Genomic DNA, 19,185 nt, shown 5'->3' with positions numbered 1-19,185 from the left:
AAATCAAATTACAGAGTGTTTCTTGTGCCACTCGGTCGCCTGCTCGAACGCATAGCCTGCGTTCAACACTTTCGCATCCCACCAGGCTTTTGCGATGATTTGCAAGCCGATGGGTAGTCCTTCTTTTGTGAAGCCACATGGGATGGATAATGCAGGCAAGCCTGTGAGATTGAACGGCGCGGTGAAGCGCGTGAGTAACCCCGCCTGTTCAACCGCATCATGACCTTCGATGGCGGGTGCGGCGATGGGTGTAGTGGGGATGATCAAAAAGTCAGCGGACTCAAAGAACAATTCGCATCTTTTCTGGACCTCGGACTGGGTTCGCCTTGCGAGGATATAGTCTGTTGAAGTGAGCTTGGCTCCATCCTCCAACCTGCGTCGGACGTCATCACCAAAGAATTCAGGATGTTCCTTCAATCGTTCACGATGGACAGCCGCAGCGTCAGCTTGAGTCATGTTCTTGTTGGCGAGCGCGGCATCTTGCATCCAATCTACGTTGACCTTGTCCACTTTACAGCCCATCGACTTGAAAACTTCTGCGGCATTATGGACAGCGTTCAATACTTCAGGATCCGATGTTTCAATGAAATCGCCTGAACCGATTGAAATCTTGCGCCCTTCCATGTCGTCCACAAGATGACCGATGTAATCGCCGGTCAACATCTTGATGGAAGATGGGTCAATTGGGTCGTAGATAGAAATAACTTGCAACATCAACGCGGCATCCTTCACGCATTTGGTGAGTGGGCCGACGTGATCGAGATTCCATGAGAGGGGGAATACACCGCGCGTGCTGACACGTCCACGGGTGGGTTTGAAGCCGACGATTCCGCATAACGAAGCCGGGATACGGATCGAACCGCCGGTGTCTGTGCCGAGTGCGCCCAAGGCCATGCCGGTTGCTACAGCAATAGCCGACCCACTTGATGAACCGCCGGGGATGCGTTCCGTGTTCCACGGATTGCGTGCTGTTCCATAGTGTGGATTATTCCCTGTGATACCGAGTGCGATCTCATGGGTGTTGGTTTTGCCATTGATGATCGCGCCAGCTTGACGAAGCTTTTCCACAACAAATGCATCCCGGTCAGGAATATTATCTGCAAAGAATTTCGAGCCGATAGTGGTACGGATCCCTTCTGTTTCGAACAGGTCTTTGACTGCGATGGGAACTCCACGTAATGCCCGGTATAAAGGGGATGTATTGACGGGCGGATGTTGTGCATCAATCGCTTCTTGTGGATCGATAACAGTGATGTAGGCGTTAATCGTCGGGTTGAGACGGTTGATTTGGTTGAAGCAGGCTTCAGTTAAATCTTGAGGCGTGATGTCCCCTTCGCGCAGGCTATTGAGGGCCTCTATGATCGTCAGCGATTGTGTATCCATAATTAAAATTATAAGTCCCGTTTTGGTTTCTGCAAAACAATATAAGAGACCCCAAAGGCATGTCTGATAATCACTGCCTTTGGGGTTTTCGTTGATCTAGAACAAGCCGAGCACCTTACCCGTTTTGAGATCGAGATCTACATCATAGAAGACAGGGCGTGTTGGTAAACCTGGCATAGTACGCATGGTTCCAAGTAATGGATAGAGGAAACCTGCACCCACGCTGGCGCGGATATCACTGATCGTGATGCGGAAGCCACGCGGTGCACCTTTCTGATCCGCCTTGTCGGTGAACGACAGGTGAGTCTTCGCCATACACAATGGTAGATTGCCAAAACCAAGTTTAGTGAATTGCTCGATCTTTGCTTCTGCTTCAGGGGTGTAATCTACGCCGTCGGCACGATAGATCTCGCGGCAGATGGTCTCGATCTTTTCTTTGATGGAGACGTTGAGCGGATACAGGAATTTGAATTTGCTGGGTTTTTCGCAGGCTTTGATAACAGCCTCAGCGAGAGCCACAGCGCCCTTGCCGCCTTCCATCCAATGACGTGACACAACTGCATCCATCGCACCTGCTTCAAGAGCAGCCTTGCGGACGAGTTCGACTTCGGCAGGTGTATCGTTGGCAAACGAGTTAACTGCAACGACAACGTTGACGCCATACTTGAGCGCGTTCTCGATATGTTGCACCATGTTAGGCAGGCCTTTGCTGAGCAGATCGAGATTCTCGTCGGTGTATTCAGGTGCCAATGGTTTGCCTGCAACGACTTTGGGGCCGCCGCCGTGCATCTTGAGTGCGCGGACAGTGGCAACCAGCACGACAACGTTCGGGATCAGGCCGGAGTAGCGGCACTTGATGTCCATGAATTTTTCCATGCCGATATCGGCGCCGAAACCTGATTCAGTGATGACGTAATCGCCAAGTTTGAGCGCGATCTTATCTGCGATGATGGAGGACTGTCCGTGTGCGATGTTAGCGAATGGGCCTGCATGGACGAAGGCAGGAGTCCCTTCGAGTGTTTGCATGAGATTGGGTTTGATCGCGTCTTTCATCAGGACGGTTAATGCGCCAGCGACACCGAGATCCTCCGCTGTGACAGCTTCACCGTGTTTGTTGACGGCGACTACCATACGGCCAAGGCGGTCACGCATATCTTTAAGTCCTGTGGTCAATGCAAGGATCGCCATGATCTCAGATGCCACTGTGATGTCGTAACCTGAGCGATGTTCGAAGCCAACTTCTTCCTTGCCAAGCCCCACTTGAATTTCACGTAGGAAGCGGTCGTTGACGTCGATCACGCGGCGCCATTGAATGCCGTTCGGGTCAATATCGAGGCGGGCAAAGCGTGTGCGTTCCTCGGGCGTCAGGTCGTTTGGATTTTTCTTGTCGATGCCAAGCTTCTTCAAACGGCGCAACATGCTGGGAGAGAACTTGCGGTTACCTTTTTTATCAGGCGGACAAAGCGCATTAAAAAGTTTTTCGTCTTCAGGCGTTTTTGCTTCGTGCATCATGCGTGCATCGAGCGCGGCGGAACAAAGGTTGTGTGCGGCTGTGATGGCATGGATGTCACCGGTCAGATGCAGGTTGAAATCTTCCATGGGGATGATCTGCGAATATCCGCCGCCAGCTGCTCCGCCCTTGATGCCGAAGGTCGGTCCCTGCGATGGTTGGCGAATGACCGTAATGACTTTTTTGCCGAGATGTGCACCAAGTGCCTGACTCAACCCCACGGTCGTTGTGGTCTTGCCTTCGCCGAGTGGGGTGGGGGTGATGGCGGTGACATCAATGTATTTGCCGTTCGGGCGCTTGGCGAGGCGGTCGAGAATTTCAAGCTTGACCTTGGCTTTGTGCGGCCCGAATAATTCAAGTTCGCTCTCTTTGATCCCGAGTTCGTTTGCGACTTGAAGGATCGGTTTGAGTTTCCCTGCTTGTGCAATATCAATATCAGACGGTACAGGCTTGAGTAATTTGATCTTTGTTGGGGTGTATGCGAATTTGATCTTTTTGGGAGCGGGCTTTTTGATGGCCATCTTTCCTACCTTTGCAGACTTTTTGACAGTTGCTTTTCTGAGTGCCATATCTTCTCCTTATGGTTGACATGAAATTACATGAGAGCAGGCGCGCAAAATACATGCACTAGACCATTATCAAAAACTTCAGCCAAAAAGACAATTGATTTCCGTCCTATCTTTGTCACTTTCGCCCCACTGAAAAAATGACCGTAGCACTTTATGCGGCAGTGATTAGCGTTCCCAAGACATCACCGGTCAATGCCTTTACGAGATTACCAAGTTCATTCCCTGAGAAGATCTGTACTGTCAAACCCGGGACAGTCTGTACCAAGCCCAGCATCTGGCGGACCTTGGAGTCCATGCCACCGGTGACATCTGTTCCTTCTGCTTTGCCCACGCCCATGTTGACGGCATGAAATGTCTGCGGTGTGATCTTGGTTAACTTTGTTTTTCGTAAGGGGAAATCTGCCTATACTGCGGGTTCAAGACCCGCAAGTAGGATGCGATCTGGGTTGAGAGCGCGTGCCAAATGCCCGAACAGGTCTTCGGTCGAAAGGATCGTACCGCCACGGACCTCATCGAAAACGACATCCCCATGAATAACAGGCACAATGCCTGCCGATAAAGCCATACGAAGCGGAGTCGTTTCCCAAACGGATACATCTCCGTTGCTTGCGATCACACTGGATGCCATCGAAAGAGACATGGTGCGTACATGCACATCGTGCAAAGCCTTCATCATGAATCGATTCAATGCTGAAGCCTGATACCAAACCTCTGCAAAGCCTCGCCAATAATTTCCCTCTGAGTCATCACGCTCACGGTGGGTGAGTGGAGTTGCGCGAGGAGGAAGACCATCACGTGTGCGATACTCACTGGCGGGCACATGGCCGAAAGAACCAGCGCCATGTCCGATCACAAGACGCATCCCCGGACGTGCACGAAGCGCGGTCTCGATCTGGACGGCGAGGTCTTTCATAATATCAAGCCGTGGGGTATACGGTTGAGTCTTATCTGTGATGAGTGATCCGCCAAGCTTGAGGAAAACAAGTTCTTTCATGGTTCTATTGTAACCATAAATCTCTCATGACATACGTAATCTTTTGTACTGGTGGGGTATAAAAAATCCTCGAAGACCATATACAAAAACCTTCGAGAGCCAGTTGATTTAGGCAGTATAATCCTGACGTTTATGAGCATAAGTGCGGGTATCACTCTCGTTATTGTTCTGTTTGCATTGCTGGCATTATTGGCCGCGCGCGCAGGCATCCGTTCGATCCAGTCGGCTCGCACGGTTGTTTTTTATCGCACACGCCGCGCCCGCATGGTGACGGGATGGCAATGGCTGATCGTATCGTTCGTGTTATTTGTAATCACGGCGACATCGGCTTTGTTTGGGCCGTCAGTGGCGAACAGACTCTTTTCACCGGCGCCCAGCCCAACGGTCCAGGTGGAAGCGACCCCGATCCCAACTGCTGCTCTATTGCCACAACCTACAAATACGGATGTACCACTCCCAACACGGACTCTCGAATCAAGGACATCTCCTCTTGAGACATCCACATCGCTTCCTTCTTTAACCGAAACTGATTCAGCGACACCAGCATCGACCGTCACTGAGGCCGCTTCACCCATCCCATTGACTACAACCATAACTGAAACCGCGCCTCCTACGCAGACCGCCTCGCAGACACCCAACGTAAGAAATACAACCACCTCCATTGCACGGACGGCCCGAGCACAACAAGCGATTGCGGCACTATCTTTTACTCCAACGTTTACAGGCACACCGACTGCCTCCTCAACACCGTCTTCAACATCGACCTCAACTCTCACACGGACTCCATCCAACACGCCGACGGCAACAAAGACACCGTTGCCTACTTCAACGGTTCGTCCAACTTCGACTCCACGTCCCACCTCCACGCCACGCCCAACAAGCACCTCAACCTTTACACCGACAAACACGTTCACTCCCACGTTGACGTTTACGCCATCATCAACATCCACTCCAACACAAACACCGTCAATCACGCCATCCTTTACAGCTACAAACACATCCACGGCAACGGCTTCGTTCACTCCGTCTGCTACATTTACCCCCGTTCCCACACAGACTCCATCCAACACGCCGACGGCAACAAAGACACCGTTGCCTACTTCAACGGTTCGTCCAACTTCGACTCCACGCCCCACATCCACGCCACGCCCAACAAGCACCTCAACCTTTACACCGACCAATACGTTCACTCCCACGTTGACGTTTACACCATCGTCAACGTCCACCCCAACACAAACGCCGTCAATCACGCCCTCCTTTACAGCTACAAACACATCCACTGCAACGGCTTCATTCACACCGTCTGCTACATTTACTCCAGTCCCTACACGGACTCCATCTAACACACCGACTGCAACAAAGACACCGCTTCCTACATCCACGCCACGTCCCACCAATACATCAACATCCACGCCGACAGTTACCTTCACTCCTTCACAAACACCTACACCGTCTGCAACATCTACCAGCACGCAAACCTCAACAGCGACTGCTTCCTTTACGCCTTCCGCCACATTCACCCCAACCGTAACGCGGACTCCTTCCAACACGCCCACGATCACCAATACACCGCTTCCTACTTCCACGGTCCGCCCAACAAAGACGCCAGCACCTACTTCAACAGTACGTCCTTCCAATACACCTCGCGCAACTGCCACGCGTCAACCCACTAAGACAGCGACCTTTACTCCAACGATTACGTTGACGCCAACCAACACGTCAACACCGACAAAGACGTTCACGCCAACGCTGACGTTTACCTCCACAGCCACATTTACATCCACTTCAACCTTTACAGCGACCTCAACGTTTACGTCTACGCCCACACGCACGCCCACTGCTACATTTACAAACACAGCGACCGCGACTCAGACACCATCGGCCACATCTACATTCACTGCTACATCGACTTTCACACCGACCTTTACTGTCACGCCTTCGCGCACACCTACGAATACTGCTACATCTACACAAACCCCATCGTTGACTCCTACGAAGACAGCTACATCCACGCCAACACCAACGCAGACCCCGTCGTCTACATCAACCTTCACGGCTACGTCGACTTTTACACCGACCTTTACTGTCACACCTTCCCGCACACCTACGAACACTGCCACATCGACACAAACTCCGTCGTTGACTCCGACGAAGACAGCTACATCCACGCCAACACCGACTCAGACACCATCGGCCACATCTACATTCACTGCTACATCGACTTTCACACCGACCTTTACTGTCACACCTTCGCGCACACCTACGAACACTGCCACATCTACACAAACCCCGTCGTTGACTCCGACGAAGACCGCTACATCCACATCAACGCCGACTCAAACACCATCTTCAACGCCAACCTTCACTGCTACGTCGACAGTCACGCCTTCGCGCACACCAACGAATACAGCGACTTCAACACAAACACCTTCCTCAACACCGACGAAGACAGCTACCTCCACATCAACGTTGACTCAAATACCATCCCCAACGGGGACGCCATCGTCTACGCCAACCTTTACTGCTACATCAACTATTACACCTTCATACACACCAACGAATACGGCGACCTCAACGCAAACTCCGTCTCCAACAGCCACTTCGTCCCGCACACCGACTTCAACTCCCACAAAGACAGTGACCCCTTCCCCTACGGGGACTTCGTCACGCACGCCAACGCATACACCAACGAAGACGTCTACTCCAACCTTCACACCGTCTGCCACTTCCACGCTCACCCCGACAGCGACCTTTACTGCTACCTTCACGAAGACTGCTACAAATACACCTTCCCTTACGGTGACTTCGTCGCAGACACCAACCAAAACCTTTACACCTACGATCACGCGCACGCCATCACAAACACCGACCATTACGCCCACCTTCACACGTACCCTCACACCAACTCCCACACGGACTCCCACGCCCACGCGTACGCCTCTGTATGTGAAGGTCAATATCTATTTCACAGACAATAACAAGCTCATTAATGGCAAACTGCCTTATGAGGTCCCAGTGACGCGCTTCGTCCCATCAGCCCAAAACCTGGTCGGCGGCGTCCTCAACGAATTTTTCAAAGGTCCCAGCAGTGTCGAGCGCAATGAAGGCATCGCCCTCATCCTCAATGGCTTCACTGGTTACAGCAAACTCGAATATGCTGATGGTGTTGCGCACGTCTACCTCACGGGCAACTGTCAATCCAATGGCACGCTCTACAACATCACACGCCCGTTGATCCTCAACCTCAAACAATTCCCCGATATTCAATTCGTCAAGATCTATGATCAATACGGTGATACCCGCGAACCTGCCGCGCGTGTTGACTCGATCCCTGTCTGTCTCGATCCGCTGTACACACCGAGCGCGACACCGACTCTTACCCCAACCAATACGGCAACATTCACTCCGACGTTCACCTTCACGCCTACCTTCACTGCGACTTCGACTCCCACGCGGACTCCTACTTCCACTTTGACACCGAGTCAGACTCCGACCAAAACTGCTACAGCGACACAGACTCCGTCCAACACCCCGACTCGGACTCCAACGAACACCGCAACCTTTATTCCAACAAACACGCCTACTAATACGCCGACGAAAACCTTCACTCCGACCAAGACGCCATCGAACACACCGACGGCAACTTTCACGCCTTCCAACACTCCGACTCAAACTCCATCGTCCACACCCACGTTGACGTTCACACCAACACAAACTCCTACGAACACGCCAACGAAGACATTCACCCCAACTAAGACTCCGTCAAATACCCCGACGGCGACCTTCACGGCTACCAACACTCCAACTCAAACTCCATCGTCCACACCTACGTTGACGTTCACCCCAACGAACACACCAACCAATACGCCAACGAAGACATTCACCCCAACTAAGACTCCGTCAAATACCCCGACGGCGACCTTCACGGCTACCAACACTCCAACTCAAACTCCATCGTCCACACCTACGTTGACGTTCACCCCAACGAACACACCAACCAATACGCCAACGAAGACATTCACCCCAACTAAGACTCCGTCAAATACCCCGACGGCGACCTTTACGGCTACCAATACATCCACGCCTACGTTGACATTTACTCCAACGAACACACCGACCAACACGCCAACGAAAACCTTCACCCCAACTAAGACTCCGTCGAATACCCCGACGTTGACCTTCACTCCAACGAATACCCCGACTCAAACTCCATCCTCCACGCCTACGTTGACGTTCACACCGACTCGCACACCTACTAACACACCAACGAAGACCTTTACTCCAACTCAGACGCCGTCACTGACTCCGACGTTGACCTTTACGCCAACTAACACTCCAACTCAAACACCCTCGTCTACACCTACGTTGACGTTTACTCCGACGCGCACACCAACCAACACGCCAACGAAGACCTTCACACCAACCAAGACACCGTCAAATACCCCGACGTTGACCTTCACTCCCACGAATACCCCGACTCAAACTCCATCGTCTACACCCACGTTGACGTTCACTCCAACGCGCACACCAACCAATACGCCAACGAAAACCTTCACTCCGACCAAGACACCATCGAATACACCAACGGCGACCTTCACGCCTACCAATACGTCCACGCCCACGTTGACGTTCACTCCGACTCGCACACCGACCAACACGCCAACGAAGACCTTCACCCCAACCAAGACTCCGTCAAACACTCCGACGTTGACTTTTACGCCAACCAATACCCCGACTCAAACTCCATCGTCCACGCCTACATTGACGTTCACTCCGACTCGCACACCGACCAATACGCCAACGAAGACCTTCACGCCAACCAAGACACCGTCAAATACACCAACGGCAACCTTCACTGCTACCAATACATCTACGCCTACGTTAACTTTTACTCCAACGAACACGCCGACCAACACCCCAACCCAAACCCCTTCGTTGACTCCGACGCTGACATTCACCCCGACAAAGAATGTGAAAGCGACATCCACGGCATTTGCGCGAACAGCCCAGGCGCAAATGGTTATGGCTGCTTTATCGTTTACGCCAACTAACACTCCAACTCAAACACCCTCGTCTACGCCCACGTTGACGTTCACCCCGACACGTACGCCTACTAACACGCCAACCCAAACTCCTTCGCTGACTCCGACACTGACATTCACCCCGACAAAGAATGTGAAAGCGACATCTACGGCATTTGCACGGACAGCTCAGGCACAACTGGTTATAGCTGCTTTGTCCTTTACGCCAACCAATACCCCGACTCAAACTCCTTCGTCCACGCCCACGTTGACGTTTACACCGACACAAACCCCTACTAACACGCCAACGAAGACCTTCACGCCGACCAAGACACCATCGAATACACCAACGGCGACCTTCACGGCCACCAATACATCTACGCCCACGTTGACGTTCACACCAACGCGCACACCGACCAATACGCCAACGAAAACCTTCACTCCGACCAAGACGCCATCGAATACCCCGACGGCAACATTCACTGCTACCAACACATCCACACCCACGTTGACGTTCACCCCAACGAACACGCCCACCAACACGCCAACGAAGACCTTCACGCCAACCAAAACCCCGTCGAACACTCCGACGGCAACATTCACTGCTACCAATACATCTACACCTACGTTGACGTTCACTCCAACGAGCACACCGACCAACACGCCAACGAAGACCTTTACTCCGACGCAGACGCCATCACTGACACCGACGTTGACCTTTACGCCAACCAATACCCCGACTCAAACTCCTTCGTCCACGCCCACGTTGACGTTCACTCCGACACAAACTCCTACGAACACGCCAACGAAGACATTCACGCCGACCAAGACTCCGTCGAATACCCCAACGGCGACATTTACAGCTACCAATACATCCACACCCACATTGACGTTCACACCAACGAACACACCGACCAACACACCGACGAAGACCTTCACTCCGACTCAAACGCCGTCACTGACACCGACGTTGACCTTTACGCCAACCAATACCCCGACTCAAACTCCATCGTCCACGCCCACGTTGACGTTCACACCAACGCGCACACCGACCAATACGCCAACGAAAACCTTCACTCCGACTCAGACGCCGTCACTGACCCCGACGTTGACCTTTACGCCAACCAATACCCCGACTCAAACTCCATCGTCCACACCTACGTTGACGTTCACCCCGACACGTACGCCTACTAACACGCCGTCGAAAACTTCCACGCCGACCAAGACACCATCGAATACACCAACGGCGACCTTCACGGCCACCAATACACCCACGCCTACGTTGACGTTTACTCCAACGAACACACCGACCAACACGCCAACGAAAACATTTACTCCGACTCAGACTCCGTCACTAACTCCGACGTTAACCTTCACACCAACCAATACCCCGACTCAAACTCCATCGTCCACACCCACGTTGACGTTTACTCCGACACGCACGCCTACGAACACACCAACGAAGACATTCACTCCGACCAAGACACCGTCGAATACCCCGACGGCAACATTCACTGCTACGAATACATCCACACCTACGTTGACGTTCACGCCAACGAACACACCGACCAACACGCCGACAAAGACCTTCACTCCAACCAAGACACCGTCAAATACACCGACGGCAACCTTCACTGCTACCAATACATCCACGCCCACGTTGACGTTCACGCCAACGAACACACCGACCAACACGCCAACGAAAACCTTCACACCAACCAAGACTCCGTCGAACACCCCAACGGCAACATTCACGGCTACCAATACATCTACACCTACGTTGACATTCACTCCGACGAACACACCGACCAACACGCCAACGAAAACCTTCACGCCAACCAAGACACCGTCAAATACACCGACGTTGACCTTTACGCCGACCAACACCCCGACTCAAACTCCTTCGTCCACACCTACGTTGACGTTGACTCCGACGCGTACACCGACCAACACGCCGACGAAAACCTTCACGCCAACCAAGACGCCATCGAATACACCGACAGCAACTTTTACGGCTACCAGCACATCCACACCTACGTTGACGTTCACTCCGACTCATACACCGACCAACACGCCGACGAAAACACTTACGCCCACGCGCACGCCAACCTTCACGGCAACATCCACACCGACTCGTACACCGACTAACACGGCTACATTTACTCCCACGCTTACACCATCAGCTACGCCTACGTTCACACCGACTCGTACGCCGACCAACACACCCACGCGTACGCCAACTTCCACACGGACCCCGTTCCAATCTCCCACACCGACTCCGAATCGTGGGTGTGATCGCATCGAATTTGTAGCCGACTTGAACATCCCCGATGGTTCTGTATTTGCGCCCGGCAGTACCTTCACTAAAGTTTGGCGTCTGAGGAATGCCGGCACCTGCACGTGGACAACCTCCTATCGTCTTGTGCTCGTGAGCGGTGATGCCTTGGGTGGAAAGAACCTAATCAACCTGCCAGCCGAAGTTGCACCGGGCCAATCCATTGACCTGCCGATGAATTTCACAGCACCTCTCTTTGAAGGTAAATATCGCGGCAATTGGCAGATCCGCAATGACAAGGGAGAAATATTTGGCACAACCCTCACTGCCAATCGTCCCTTCTGGGTGGATATTGTTGTGAAAGCGCCGTCGGTCTCTGGCGTGGCATATGACCTCGCTACCAATGCTTGTTCAGCACAATGGTCAAGTGGTTCAGGTGTGTTGCCATGCCCGGGTAAGGATAAGGATGTCAACGGTTTCATTTTGAAACAAAGCTCTGCAAAGCTGGAAGATGGTACAACCAAGTCTGTCCCCAATGTATTGATTGTTCCGCAGAACATATCGAATGGATATATTCGTGGTGTATACCCATCCTTCAAAGTGCAAAGTGGTGACCACTTCCGTACTGTGGTCAACTGCGAATATGGAGCAACCTCCTGTGGTGTTCTCTTGCGCGTGGACTATCAACTTGCAGATGGCATTGTCCATGACTTCTGGGCTTTCGGTGAACAATATGAAGGCAAGACCTTCGATGTAGACCTCGACCTGACCTCGCTGGCCGGTAAAGATGTCAAATTCGTGATTACGGTTCTTTCCTTGGGTTCCCCAACAGATGACCGCGCCTTATGGGTCGAGCCACGCATCACGCGAACTGGAGCGGCGCTGGTAGTCACGGCCACACCGAAGCCATAGCAAATATCCACATGGCAAATTCGCGAATTTGCCCTGCATGCTATAATTTCTTATATGGATATTCGTGCAGGCATCATTGCCGCAATCACGTTACTAGTCATCGGGGGGCTGATCGTTTTCCGCTCAGGCTACCGCGCATGGCTGTCAGCGAGGAAACTGACTTTTTATAGAATCAAACGCCAGCGTCAACGAGGCGGGATCTTCACAGTCCTGGGTGGGGTTATGTTGATCGGGTTAGCCATCCTGCTCTCCATCTTCGGTGAGCCAGTTGCTTATCAATATTTTCCACCATCACCTACCATCACACTTTCGCCCACCATCACGTTGTCTCCCACCATCACATTATCTCCCACCATCACGCTCTCTCCCACGATCACCGACACGCCGTCTGTGACCGATACGCCCACTATCACGCCCACACCATTCATCCCACCTGTGATTGAAGCGTTATTTGAAAGCGATGTCACACCCAACCCCGGCGCGGTATTTAGTCCGCTTTTTTTCACGCTCGATTGTTCGAACTTCAATGAATTCACAGCCGATACTATTTTTCAAAATCCCATCGACTATATGTGTGCCGTATTTACGTATGATCAGATGACGCCCAAAGCGCAATGGACCGCTTTGTGGTATCGCGATGGTCAATTGGTACATTACGAAACGATTCCGTGGGATGGTGAGTTGGGTGGTTATGGCTTCACCGAATGGCAAGCCACCCCTGAAGACTTTTTGCCCGGTACGTATCAAGTGCAGATCTTCGTGGGACTCGAGTATAAGGTCGTCGGTCAATTTGTTTTACAAGGGGATGCTCCCACACCGCGCCCAACCCCATCTCTGACGCCAACTCCGCCTTTAGCAGGGTTCTCAACTGGTCTCCCGCCTCGCAATTAAGGGACGGCTGATTCTGTTTCAATAGAGTTTTCTCCCTGTGTATTTTGTAGTGGTAAAGGAATGTCATGACTCAGAAAGCCTTTCAGGATTATTACCCCGACTCTCTTTCTCACTGCTACGGATGTGGCAATCTTAATGAGCATGGACACCAAATCAAATCGTATTGGGACGGTGACGAATCGACCTGTCACTTCATGCCAAAGCCTTATCACATCTCTGTGCCGGGATATGTCTATGGTGGGTTGCTTGCCTCGCTGATTGATTGTCATGGCACAGGTACAGCCGCCGCAGTGGCTTATAAAGCCGCCAAAGAACAAGACCCGAACTCTGAACCCAATACTCGCTTTCTAACCGCCTCTTTGCATGTGGATTATCTCAAGCCCACACCGCTCGGCGTTGAGTTGGAAGTACGTGGCAAAGTAAAGGAACATAAAGGGCGCAAGGTTGTCATCGAAGAATGGATTGTTGCGAATGGCATCGTTACCGTGCGTGGGGAGGTGGTCGCTGTGCAGGTCCCTGCGTCCATGGTGGATGAGTTGCTCAAAGGCGAATTTTAAAAGGATCATTTGTAATGAAAATGGCGTTGAAGAATTCAAGTGCGTTTTTTTGGTTATCTCTGTTGACCTGTGTTTGTTATTTTATTGTCTTTATTGCCCCGAATCGTGTTGGCGCCAAGAATATTGAAATGGTCGCTGTGTTTGAGCCTGACGAATCTGTCCCACTGCCTTATGTTTTCGATATGATCGCCCCGGCTGATTCTGTGAAGCAGGCACTCATCAATTTCGCTTTTTATGAGTACTATTTTTATGGGTTTCCCTATTTTGCTGTATCGGCTGTGTCTTTGCTTCCTCTTGTACCTTTAGGTTTAATAAACGACATATCACTAGTCATGGTTGTTTTGAGGCAGGTCATCAGTGTGTTACCCATGCTGATGACTGTTCTACTTCTGGTGTATATGACAACAGGGTTCAAGTCTTACAAATCCCTAGTGCTGACATTGTTGCTGTTGAGTATTCCTGCGGTTGTGCGCAATAATTTCTGGTGGCACCCCGATAGCATGGTGACGTTATTATCCGTGCTTGTGATCTATTTTTTGAACAAGGATGAACTGCGATTTGGTTCTAATTTTTATATTGCGGCCGTCATGTGCGGATTCTCTGCAGGCACAAAGGGTATAGGCTTTTATTTCTTCCTGACCATTGCCGTCTATTTGCTGTTGGGATTTTTCATTAAGAAGTTATCTCTATGGAAGCTCTTCTTGATGGGATTGGGCTTTATCGCGTGCATGTTCGCCGCCTATTTATTTGCCAACCCAACTCTGGTCTATAGTGGAGTTCGAAAAGATTACTTTGCCCTCATGGAAAGACAATCAGTGGAGTTGTATTCAGGATACTGGGTCTTGTATCCGAAGGGCTTCTTGATCTCGCTACCCGACCTCACTGGATATTTTGGGAACGGTCTTTTCCTGCTCCTGGCTCTGTTTGCATGTGTGCATGGAATCGTGAAGGATAAGAATCGATTACTCAATATCATTATCATCACATGGGCGATCCCATTGTCCGTTCTCGTGTTTTGGATCACGAACTTCAAATTTCAATATTGGATACCCGTAGCGTTGCCTTTGTTTTCTACAATGATGGCGTATTTGCCTGATGAAGTTCCTGATTTTCGGTCGCTACTTAAATCTCCATTTTCGAAAAACATTGGCATCATCTCGCAAATTGTATTTAGTCTAGCGATCGTGCTTCAACTCTCAGCTTTTACTGTATCTGATGTTCAAAGGTATTTCAGCTATTTAAACAAGACGCAGGATAAACCTGCTTTGCAATTCTATGATCTCGCCGTAGATGTGCTTAAACCTTTGCCTGATACTGGTATTTTTGTATATCGTGATGTCCGTATGTATTTCCCTCGTACCGCAAACTGGACAACAGAAGCAGTGTTCAAGCCTTTGGATTATGACTATATCCGCTCACGCGATTTTGAAGTGTTGATGGTAATGCAACAACGCATTTATGATTATCTTACCCCGGGCGTTCAGGGTATTAACCCTGAATCGTTTGCCCGAAGCCAGCTCTTTTATCGTGATGCAGATACGGGTGATATTGAAGGATATCAGTTGGTCTTTAGAAATCACTTCGGCCTTGTTTTCGTTAGAGATGACATATATCAGGAATATTTTAGCCAGAAGTAAGCCTTTGCAAATTTACATGTGACCGTTCAAATAGTAAAATACGGCCTGTTCTATAAGGCAAATAAAAATCGTATAGGAAAGCAGAAAACAGCATATGAACAAAGTGATTTATATCGGCACGGACGGCGGCGCAACCACTTCCAAGGTGGGCGGGGTCTGGAGAGACGGTTCAACCATCTCGACAAAACTATTGCAAGCATCCACCAATTCAGCGAGCGGTCCCGAAGCAGTTGTCCGCAGTTGGGTGGAAGCGATCGATAACTACCTCGCTATGAATTCTCTCAAATGGGATCAAGTCGGCGGGGTAGGGCTGGCTGTCCCAGGTCCATTTCAACGATATGGTGTTTTCGATCACTCAGCCAACCTGCCGGATAGTTTTACTGGCTTTGATGTACATACTGCCTATAGCAATGCCTTATCTGAACGTGCCGGACGTGCCATTCCATTGACTGTTGGCAACGATGGCGATATGGGCGGTGTAGCGGAAGCGCAACATGCGCGCGGCAACAACAAAGGGACAGTTGTGTTGCTGGCCCCCGGCTCTGGTCTAGGCTGTGCCTATATTGACGAAAATGGATTTGCGCTAAGTGGTGATACGCTGGCTGGCATGGAAGCTGGTCACATGCCTGCTCTCTTGCATTTGTTGGATGCCAAACCTTATACATGTGGTTGTGGACGTACCTGGGGTTGTATCGAAATGTATACTTGTCTTGCGGGGCTTCCTAATTTGCTCGCTGATAAATTGGAAAAATACCCTGAGCATGAACTGGCAAAATCCTCGCTCAGCATGAAGGAACGTGCCTTCTCGTTGCGCGGACTTGCGCAAAAGGGCGACCCGCTTGCTGTTGAGATATTTGATTTCCAAGCCAAAGCCATGGGCTTACATGTTGCCAATTTAGCCATGCCCCTTGATCCCAAGTTTGTAGTTATCGGTGGTGGCCTGATGGATCCCGAAGCGACCACCACTGCTTTCCGTGAACGTTACTTGAGTATCGTGCGTTCTACTGCACGTGAATATCTGTGGCCCTTCCAACGTGATGTCATTACTATTGTTCCTGCGGCATTAGGTGACCTTTCACAAGCCATCGGCGCGGCGTTATCTGCTTTGTATAGGGATAGAGCGTAAGTGCTACGATAGTCTGTAATGAATAAAAAAATCAGACCTTTGCTGGTCTGATTTTTTTATTCAAGTATTATGTAAAGTGTCGTTTATTACACGGGCTAACGATGAGAACAGTGCTTTATAATCTTGGTTAGTGTCAAGTTTTACCAGTATCATATTTTCAAATGTTTCAAGGAGCCCCGTTTAAATTGGAAAAATCGAATTCGAACTTGCCAAAGATCGTGATTGAGCCAGCAAAAGGCTTATTTGGCATAAACTTGAAGGGAGTTTGGGCTTATCGTGAACTTTTTTTCATCTTGGCCCAACGAGAGATACAACTGCGGTATCGTCAAACATTTCTGGGGGTGGCGTGGGTAGTGCTCCAGCCATTGATGACGACGGCTATCTTTACGATTGTTTTCGGTCGTTTGATGAATGTTGCATCAGATAACGTGTCCTACGAGTTGTTCGCATTTGCTGGGTTGTTGCCATGGGGCGTTTTCTCGCAATCTTTGCAACGATCTGGCATTAGCCTAACACGGGACATCCGCCTAATTACAAAAATATTCTTTCCCAGGATCATCATACCGATTGCGAGTGCTCTTTCAACTTTGATTGATTTTTTGATTTCTTTCGGTATCATGCTGGTTTTGTTTGTTATTTATAAGATTCCGTTTTCGATCAATATGCTGGCTATCCCTTTTTTGTTGCTATTTACCTTGCTTTTGGCGGTTGGCGTGGGAATTGCGTTCGCCGCCCTGAATGTGTATTACCGCGACTTCACTTACGTCCTTCCTTTTATTATTCAGGTTTGGATGTATGCCTCGCCTCTTGCCTACTCTTCGAATCTGATTCCGCCTTCGTGGAGCTGGGTCTACGACCTCAACCCCCTCGTCGGGATCATCGATGGATTTCGTTGGGCGTTATTTGGTACCATGAAATTTCCTTTGGATTCGATCCTATACTCATTTGTTATCAGCACTATTTTATTTGTGTTCGGCTTGGCTGTTTTTCATCGCCTTGAACGCAAATTTGCGGATGTGATTTAATGGCAGACAAACTTATTCAAGTTGAAAACTTATCGAAACTGTATCGCATCCGCCCCAGTGTTGGACTTGGCTGGTGGCAGAACCGAGGTGTGCTTGCAGATGATATTGCTCGCGTTGTAAACCGCTTTAGTGGAAAACCGGTAAAGGAAAAGAAGGTCGATTTTTGGGCACTGAAAGATGTCTCATTTGAAGCGCGAGAGGGAGATGTGATCGGGATCATCGGGCGAAATGGCGCAGGCAAGAGTACCATGCTCAAGATATTGGGCAGAGTGACTGAGCCAACATCGGGACGGGCTGTTGTGTATGGAAGAGTCGGTTCGTTGTTGGAAGTGGGTACCGGCTTTCATTCTGAGTTGACCGGACGCGAAAATATCTTTACCAGCGGAGCAATCTTGGGGATGCCGCGTGCGGAGATCAGAAAAAAGTTTGATGAGATCGTTGCTTTCTCCGGTGTGGAAGAGTTTCTGGAGACACCTGTAAAAAGATTCTCTTCTGGTATGGAGGTTCGCCTTGCTTTCTCCATTGCAGTCCACTTGAAACCGAATGTGTTGTTGGTGGACGAAGTGTTATCAGTGGGAGATGCTTCCTTTCGCGAGAAAAGCATCCAAAAGATTAGGGATGTTTCCAATGATGGCGGTACGATCCTGTTTGTCAGTCATAATATGACCACAGTGGCATCGCTTTGTAACAAAGCTCTGGTTTTGGAGCATGGGACTGTTACCTTTCCGGTAGGATCGGTTCAATCTGCTATTGAACATTATATTTCTGGAGTCAGAGAAGGTGTGGTGGATAACCTTCGTGCAGGGCGCAAGGGCGCCAAGCCTCAAGGCATTGAAGTGACCAACTTTGGGATCTATGATGATAGCGGGGTTTTGCTTGAAACTCTCACGAGCGGTATGCCCGTCAATTTCAGAATCGAATATAAGAAGCAACAATTACATTCTGAGAAACCTATTGAGTTTGAAATTTTACTCAAAACACTCAATGGGGAGGTGGTGGCACGGATGTGTAACAGCTTACGCGTAGGCAATGGAATGGATATGGGTTCTTCCGGTAAGCTGACTTGTCATGTAGAAAAACTGCCGCTTGCCTCTGGTACGATTAGTGTCACGATTATGGTGCATCAAGACCATCATGTGCTGGATAAGATCGAGGATGCGTTGATTGTAAGGATCGAGACTTTTGGTGGGGTGCTACAAGAAACATGGGATGCCAGTCATGGAGCTTGGGTGGTCATTGATCAGACTTGGCAAAATGAAGTGATAAAAGATTAAACAAAAAACAT

At 50.3% G+C, this 19,185-nt stretch carries 13 protein-coding genes; 7 read left to right on the top strand and 6 right to left on the bottom strand.

Features of this window, described 5'->3' with window-relative positions:
• Positions 1–3: 3 nt before the first annotated feature.
• The 5 genes from IPP66_22535 to IPP66_22515 form a co-directional block, all read right to left on the bottom strand.
• Positions 4–1,383, bottom strand: coding sequence for an amidase (locus IPP66_22535; protein MBK9928057.1), 1,380 nt, complete (start codon positions 1,381–1,383; stop codon positions 4–6).
• Between the two features lie 96 nt (positions 1,384–1,479).
• Positions 1,480–3,414, bottom strand: coding sequence for a formate--tetrahydrofolate ligase (locus tag IPP66_22530; protein ID MBK9928056.1), 1,935 nt, complete (start codon positions 3,412–3,414; stop codon positions 1,480–1,482).
• Between the two features lie 199 nt (positions 3,415–3,613).
• On the bottom strand, positions 3,614–3,799 hold the full coding sequence (locus IPP66_22525; protein ID MBK9928055.1) for a hypothetical protein: 186 nt from the start codon (positions 3,797–3,799) through the stop codon (positions 3,614–3,616).
• Positions 3,800–3,865: 66 nt separating this feature from the next.
• On the bottom strand, positions 3,866–4,456 hold the full coding sequence (locus tag IPP66_22520; protein MBK9928054.1) for a hypothetical protein: 591 nt from the start codon (positions 4,454–4,456) through the stop codon (positions 3,866–3,868).
• A gap of 242 nt (positions 4,457–4,698) precedes the next feature.
• Positions 4,699–6,114 carry a hypothetical protein gene (locus IPP66_22515; GenBank protein ID MBK9928053.1) on the bottom strand — a complete coding sequence of 472 codons (1,416 nt, stop codon included), beginning with the start codon at positions 6,112–6,114 and terminating at the stop codon, positions 4,699–4,701.
• Positions 6,115–6,157: 43 nt separating this feature from the next.
• On the opposite strand from IPP66_22515, the gene IPP66_22510 reads away from it, so the two are divergent.
• A complete protein-coding gene (locus IPP66_22510; protein MBK9928052.1) occupies positions 6,158–12,664 on the top strand; it encodes a hypothetical protein in 6,507 nt (2,168 codons plus the stop codon).
• A gap of 275 nt (positions 12,665–12,939) precedes the next feature.
• Here IPP66_22510 and IPP66_22505 read toward each other — a convergent pair whose 3' ends face one another.
• On the bottom strand, positions 12,940–13,200 hold the full coding sequence (locus IPP66_22505) for a hypothetical protein (GenBank protein ID MBK9928051.1): 261 nt from the start codon (positions 13,198–13,200) through the stop codon (positions 12,940–12,942).
• A gap of 61 nt (positions 13,201–13,261) precedes the next feature.
• Between IPP66_22505 and IPP66_22500 the strand changes: the two genes are divergently transcribed.
• The 6 genes from IPP66_22500 (at position 13,262) to IPP66_22475 (ending at position 19,174) form a co-directional block, all read left to right on the top strand.
• Entirely contained in the window at positions 13,262–13,555 is a 294-nt protein-coding gene (locus IPP66_22500; protein ID MBK9928050.1) for a hypothetical protein, read from the top strand.
• A gap of 65 nt (positions 13,556–13,620) precedes the next feature.
• Positions 13,621–14,112 carry a PaaI family thioesterase gene (locus IPP66_22495; protein ID MBK9928049.1) on the top strand — a complete coding sequence of 164 codons (492 nt, stop codon included), beginning with the start codon at positions 13,621–13,623 and terminating at the stop codon, positions 14,110–14,112.
• A 14-nt stretch (positions 14,113–14,126) separates the two neighbouring features.
• The gene (locus IPP66_22490) at positions 14,127–15,749 is read left to right on the top strand and encodes a hypothetical protein (protein ID MBK9928048.1); all 1,623 of its coding nucleotides are present in this window, start codon (positions 14,127–14,129) and stop codon (positions 15,747–15,749) included.
• Positions 15,750–15,843: 94 nt separating this feature from the next.
• A complete protein-coding gene (locus IPP66_22485) occupies positions 15,844–16,875 on the top strand; it encodes an ROK family protein (protein ID MBK9928047.1) in 1,032 nt (343 codons plus the stop codon).
• 185 nt (positions 16,876–17,060) lie between these two features.
• Positions 17,061–17,900 carry an ABC transporter permease gene (locus IPP66_22480; protein ID MBK9928046.1) on the top strand — a complete coding sequence of 280 codons (840 nt, stop codon included), beginning with the start codon at positions 17,061–17,063 and terminating at the stop codon, positions 17,898–17,900.
• Positions 17,900–19,174 carry an ABC transporter ATP-binding protein gene (locus tag IPP66_22475; protein ID MBK9928045.1) on the top strand — a complete coding sequence of 425 codons (1,275 nt, stop codon included), beginning with the start codon at positions 17,900–17,902 and terminating at the stop codon, positions 19,172–19,174. Before IPP66_22480 ends, IPP66_22475 begins: the two co-directional genes overlap by 1 nt.
• Positions 19,175–19,185 lie beyond the last annotated feature (11 nt).

It is taken from the genome of Candidatus Defluviilinea proxima, from assembly GCA_016721115.1.
Lineage (GTDB): Bacteria > Chloroflexota > Anaerolineae > Anaerolineales > Villigracilaceae > Defluviilinea > Defluviilinea proxima.
This window is presented reverse-complemented; position numbering and strand designations above follow the sequence as displayed.

What these genes read in the sequence shown, in the direction of transcription:
- IPP66_22520 (MBK9928054.1), bottom strand. Translation starts at nt 4,456, where the DNA reads ATGAAAGAACTTGTTTTCCTCAAGCTTGGCGGATCACTCATCACAGAT.
- IPP66_22495 (MBK9928049.1), top strand. Translation starts at nt 13,621, where the DNA reads ATGACTCAGAAAGCCTTTCAGGATTATTACCCCGACTCTCTTTCTCAC.
- IPP66_22525 (MBK9928055.1), bottom strand. Translation starts at nt 3,799, where the DNA reads ATGGGCGTGGGCAAAGCAGAAGGAACAGATGTCACCGGTGGCATGGAC.
- IPP66_22535 (MBK9928057.1), bottom strand. Translation starts at nt 1,383, where the DNA reads ATGGATACACAATCGCTGACGATCATAGAGGCCCTCAATAGCCTGCGC.
- IPP66_22485 (MBK9928047.1), top strand. Translation starts at nt 15,844, where the DNA reads ATGAACAAAGTGATTTATATCGGCACGGACGGCGGCGCAACCACTTCC.
- IPP66_22530 (MBK9928056.1), bottom strand. Translation starts at nt 3,414, where the DNA reads ATGGCCATCAAAAAGCCCGCTCCCAAAAAGATCAAATTCGCATACACC.
- IPP66_22490 (MBK9928048.1), top strand. Translation starts at nt 14,127, where the DNA reads ATGAAAATGGCGTTGAAGAATTCAAGTGCGTTTTTTTGGTTATCTCTG.
- IPP66_22500 (MBK9928050.1), top strand. Translation starts at nt 13,262, where the DNA reads ATGACGCCCAAAGCGCAATGGACCGCTTTGTGGTATCGCGATGGTCAA.
- IPP66_22475 (MBK9928045.1), top strand. Translation starts at nt 17,900, where the DNA reads ATGGCAGACAAACTTATTCAAGTTGAAAACTTATCGAAACTGTATCGC.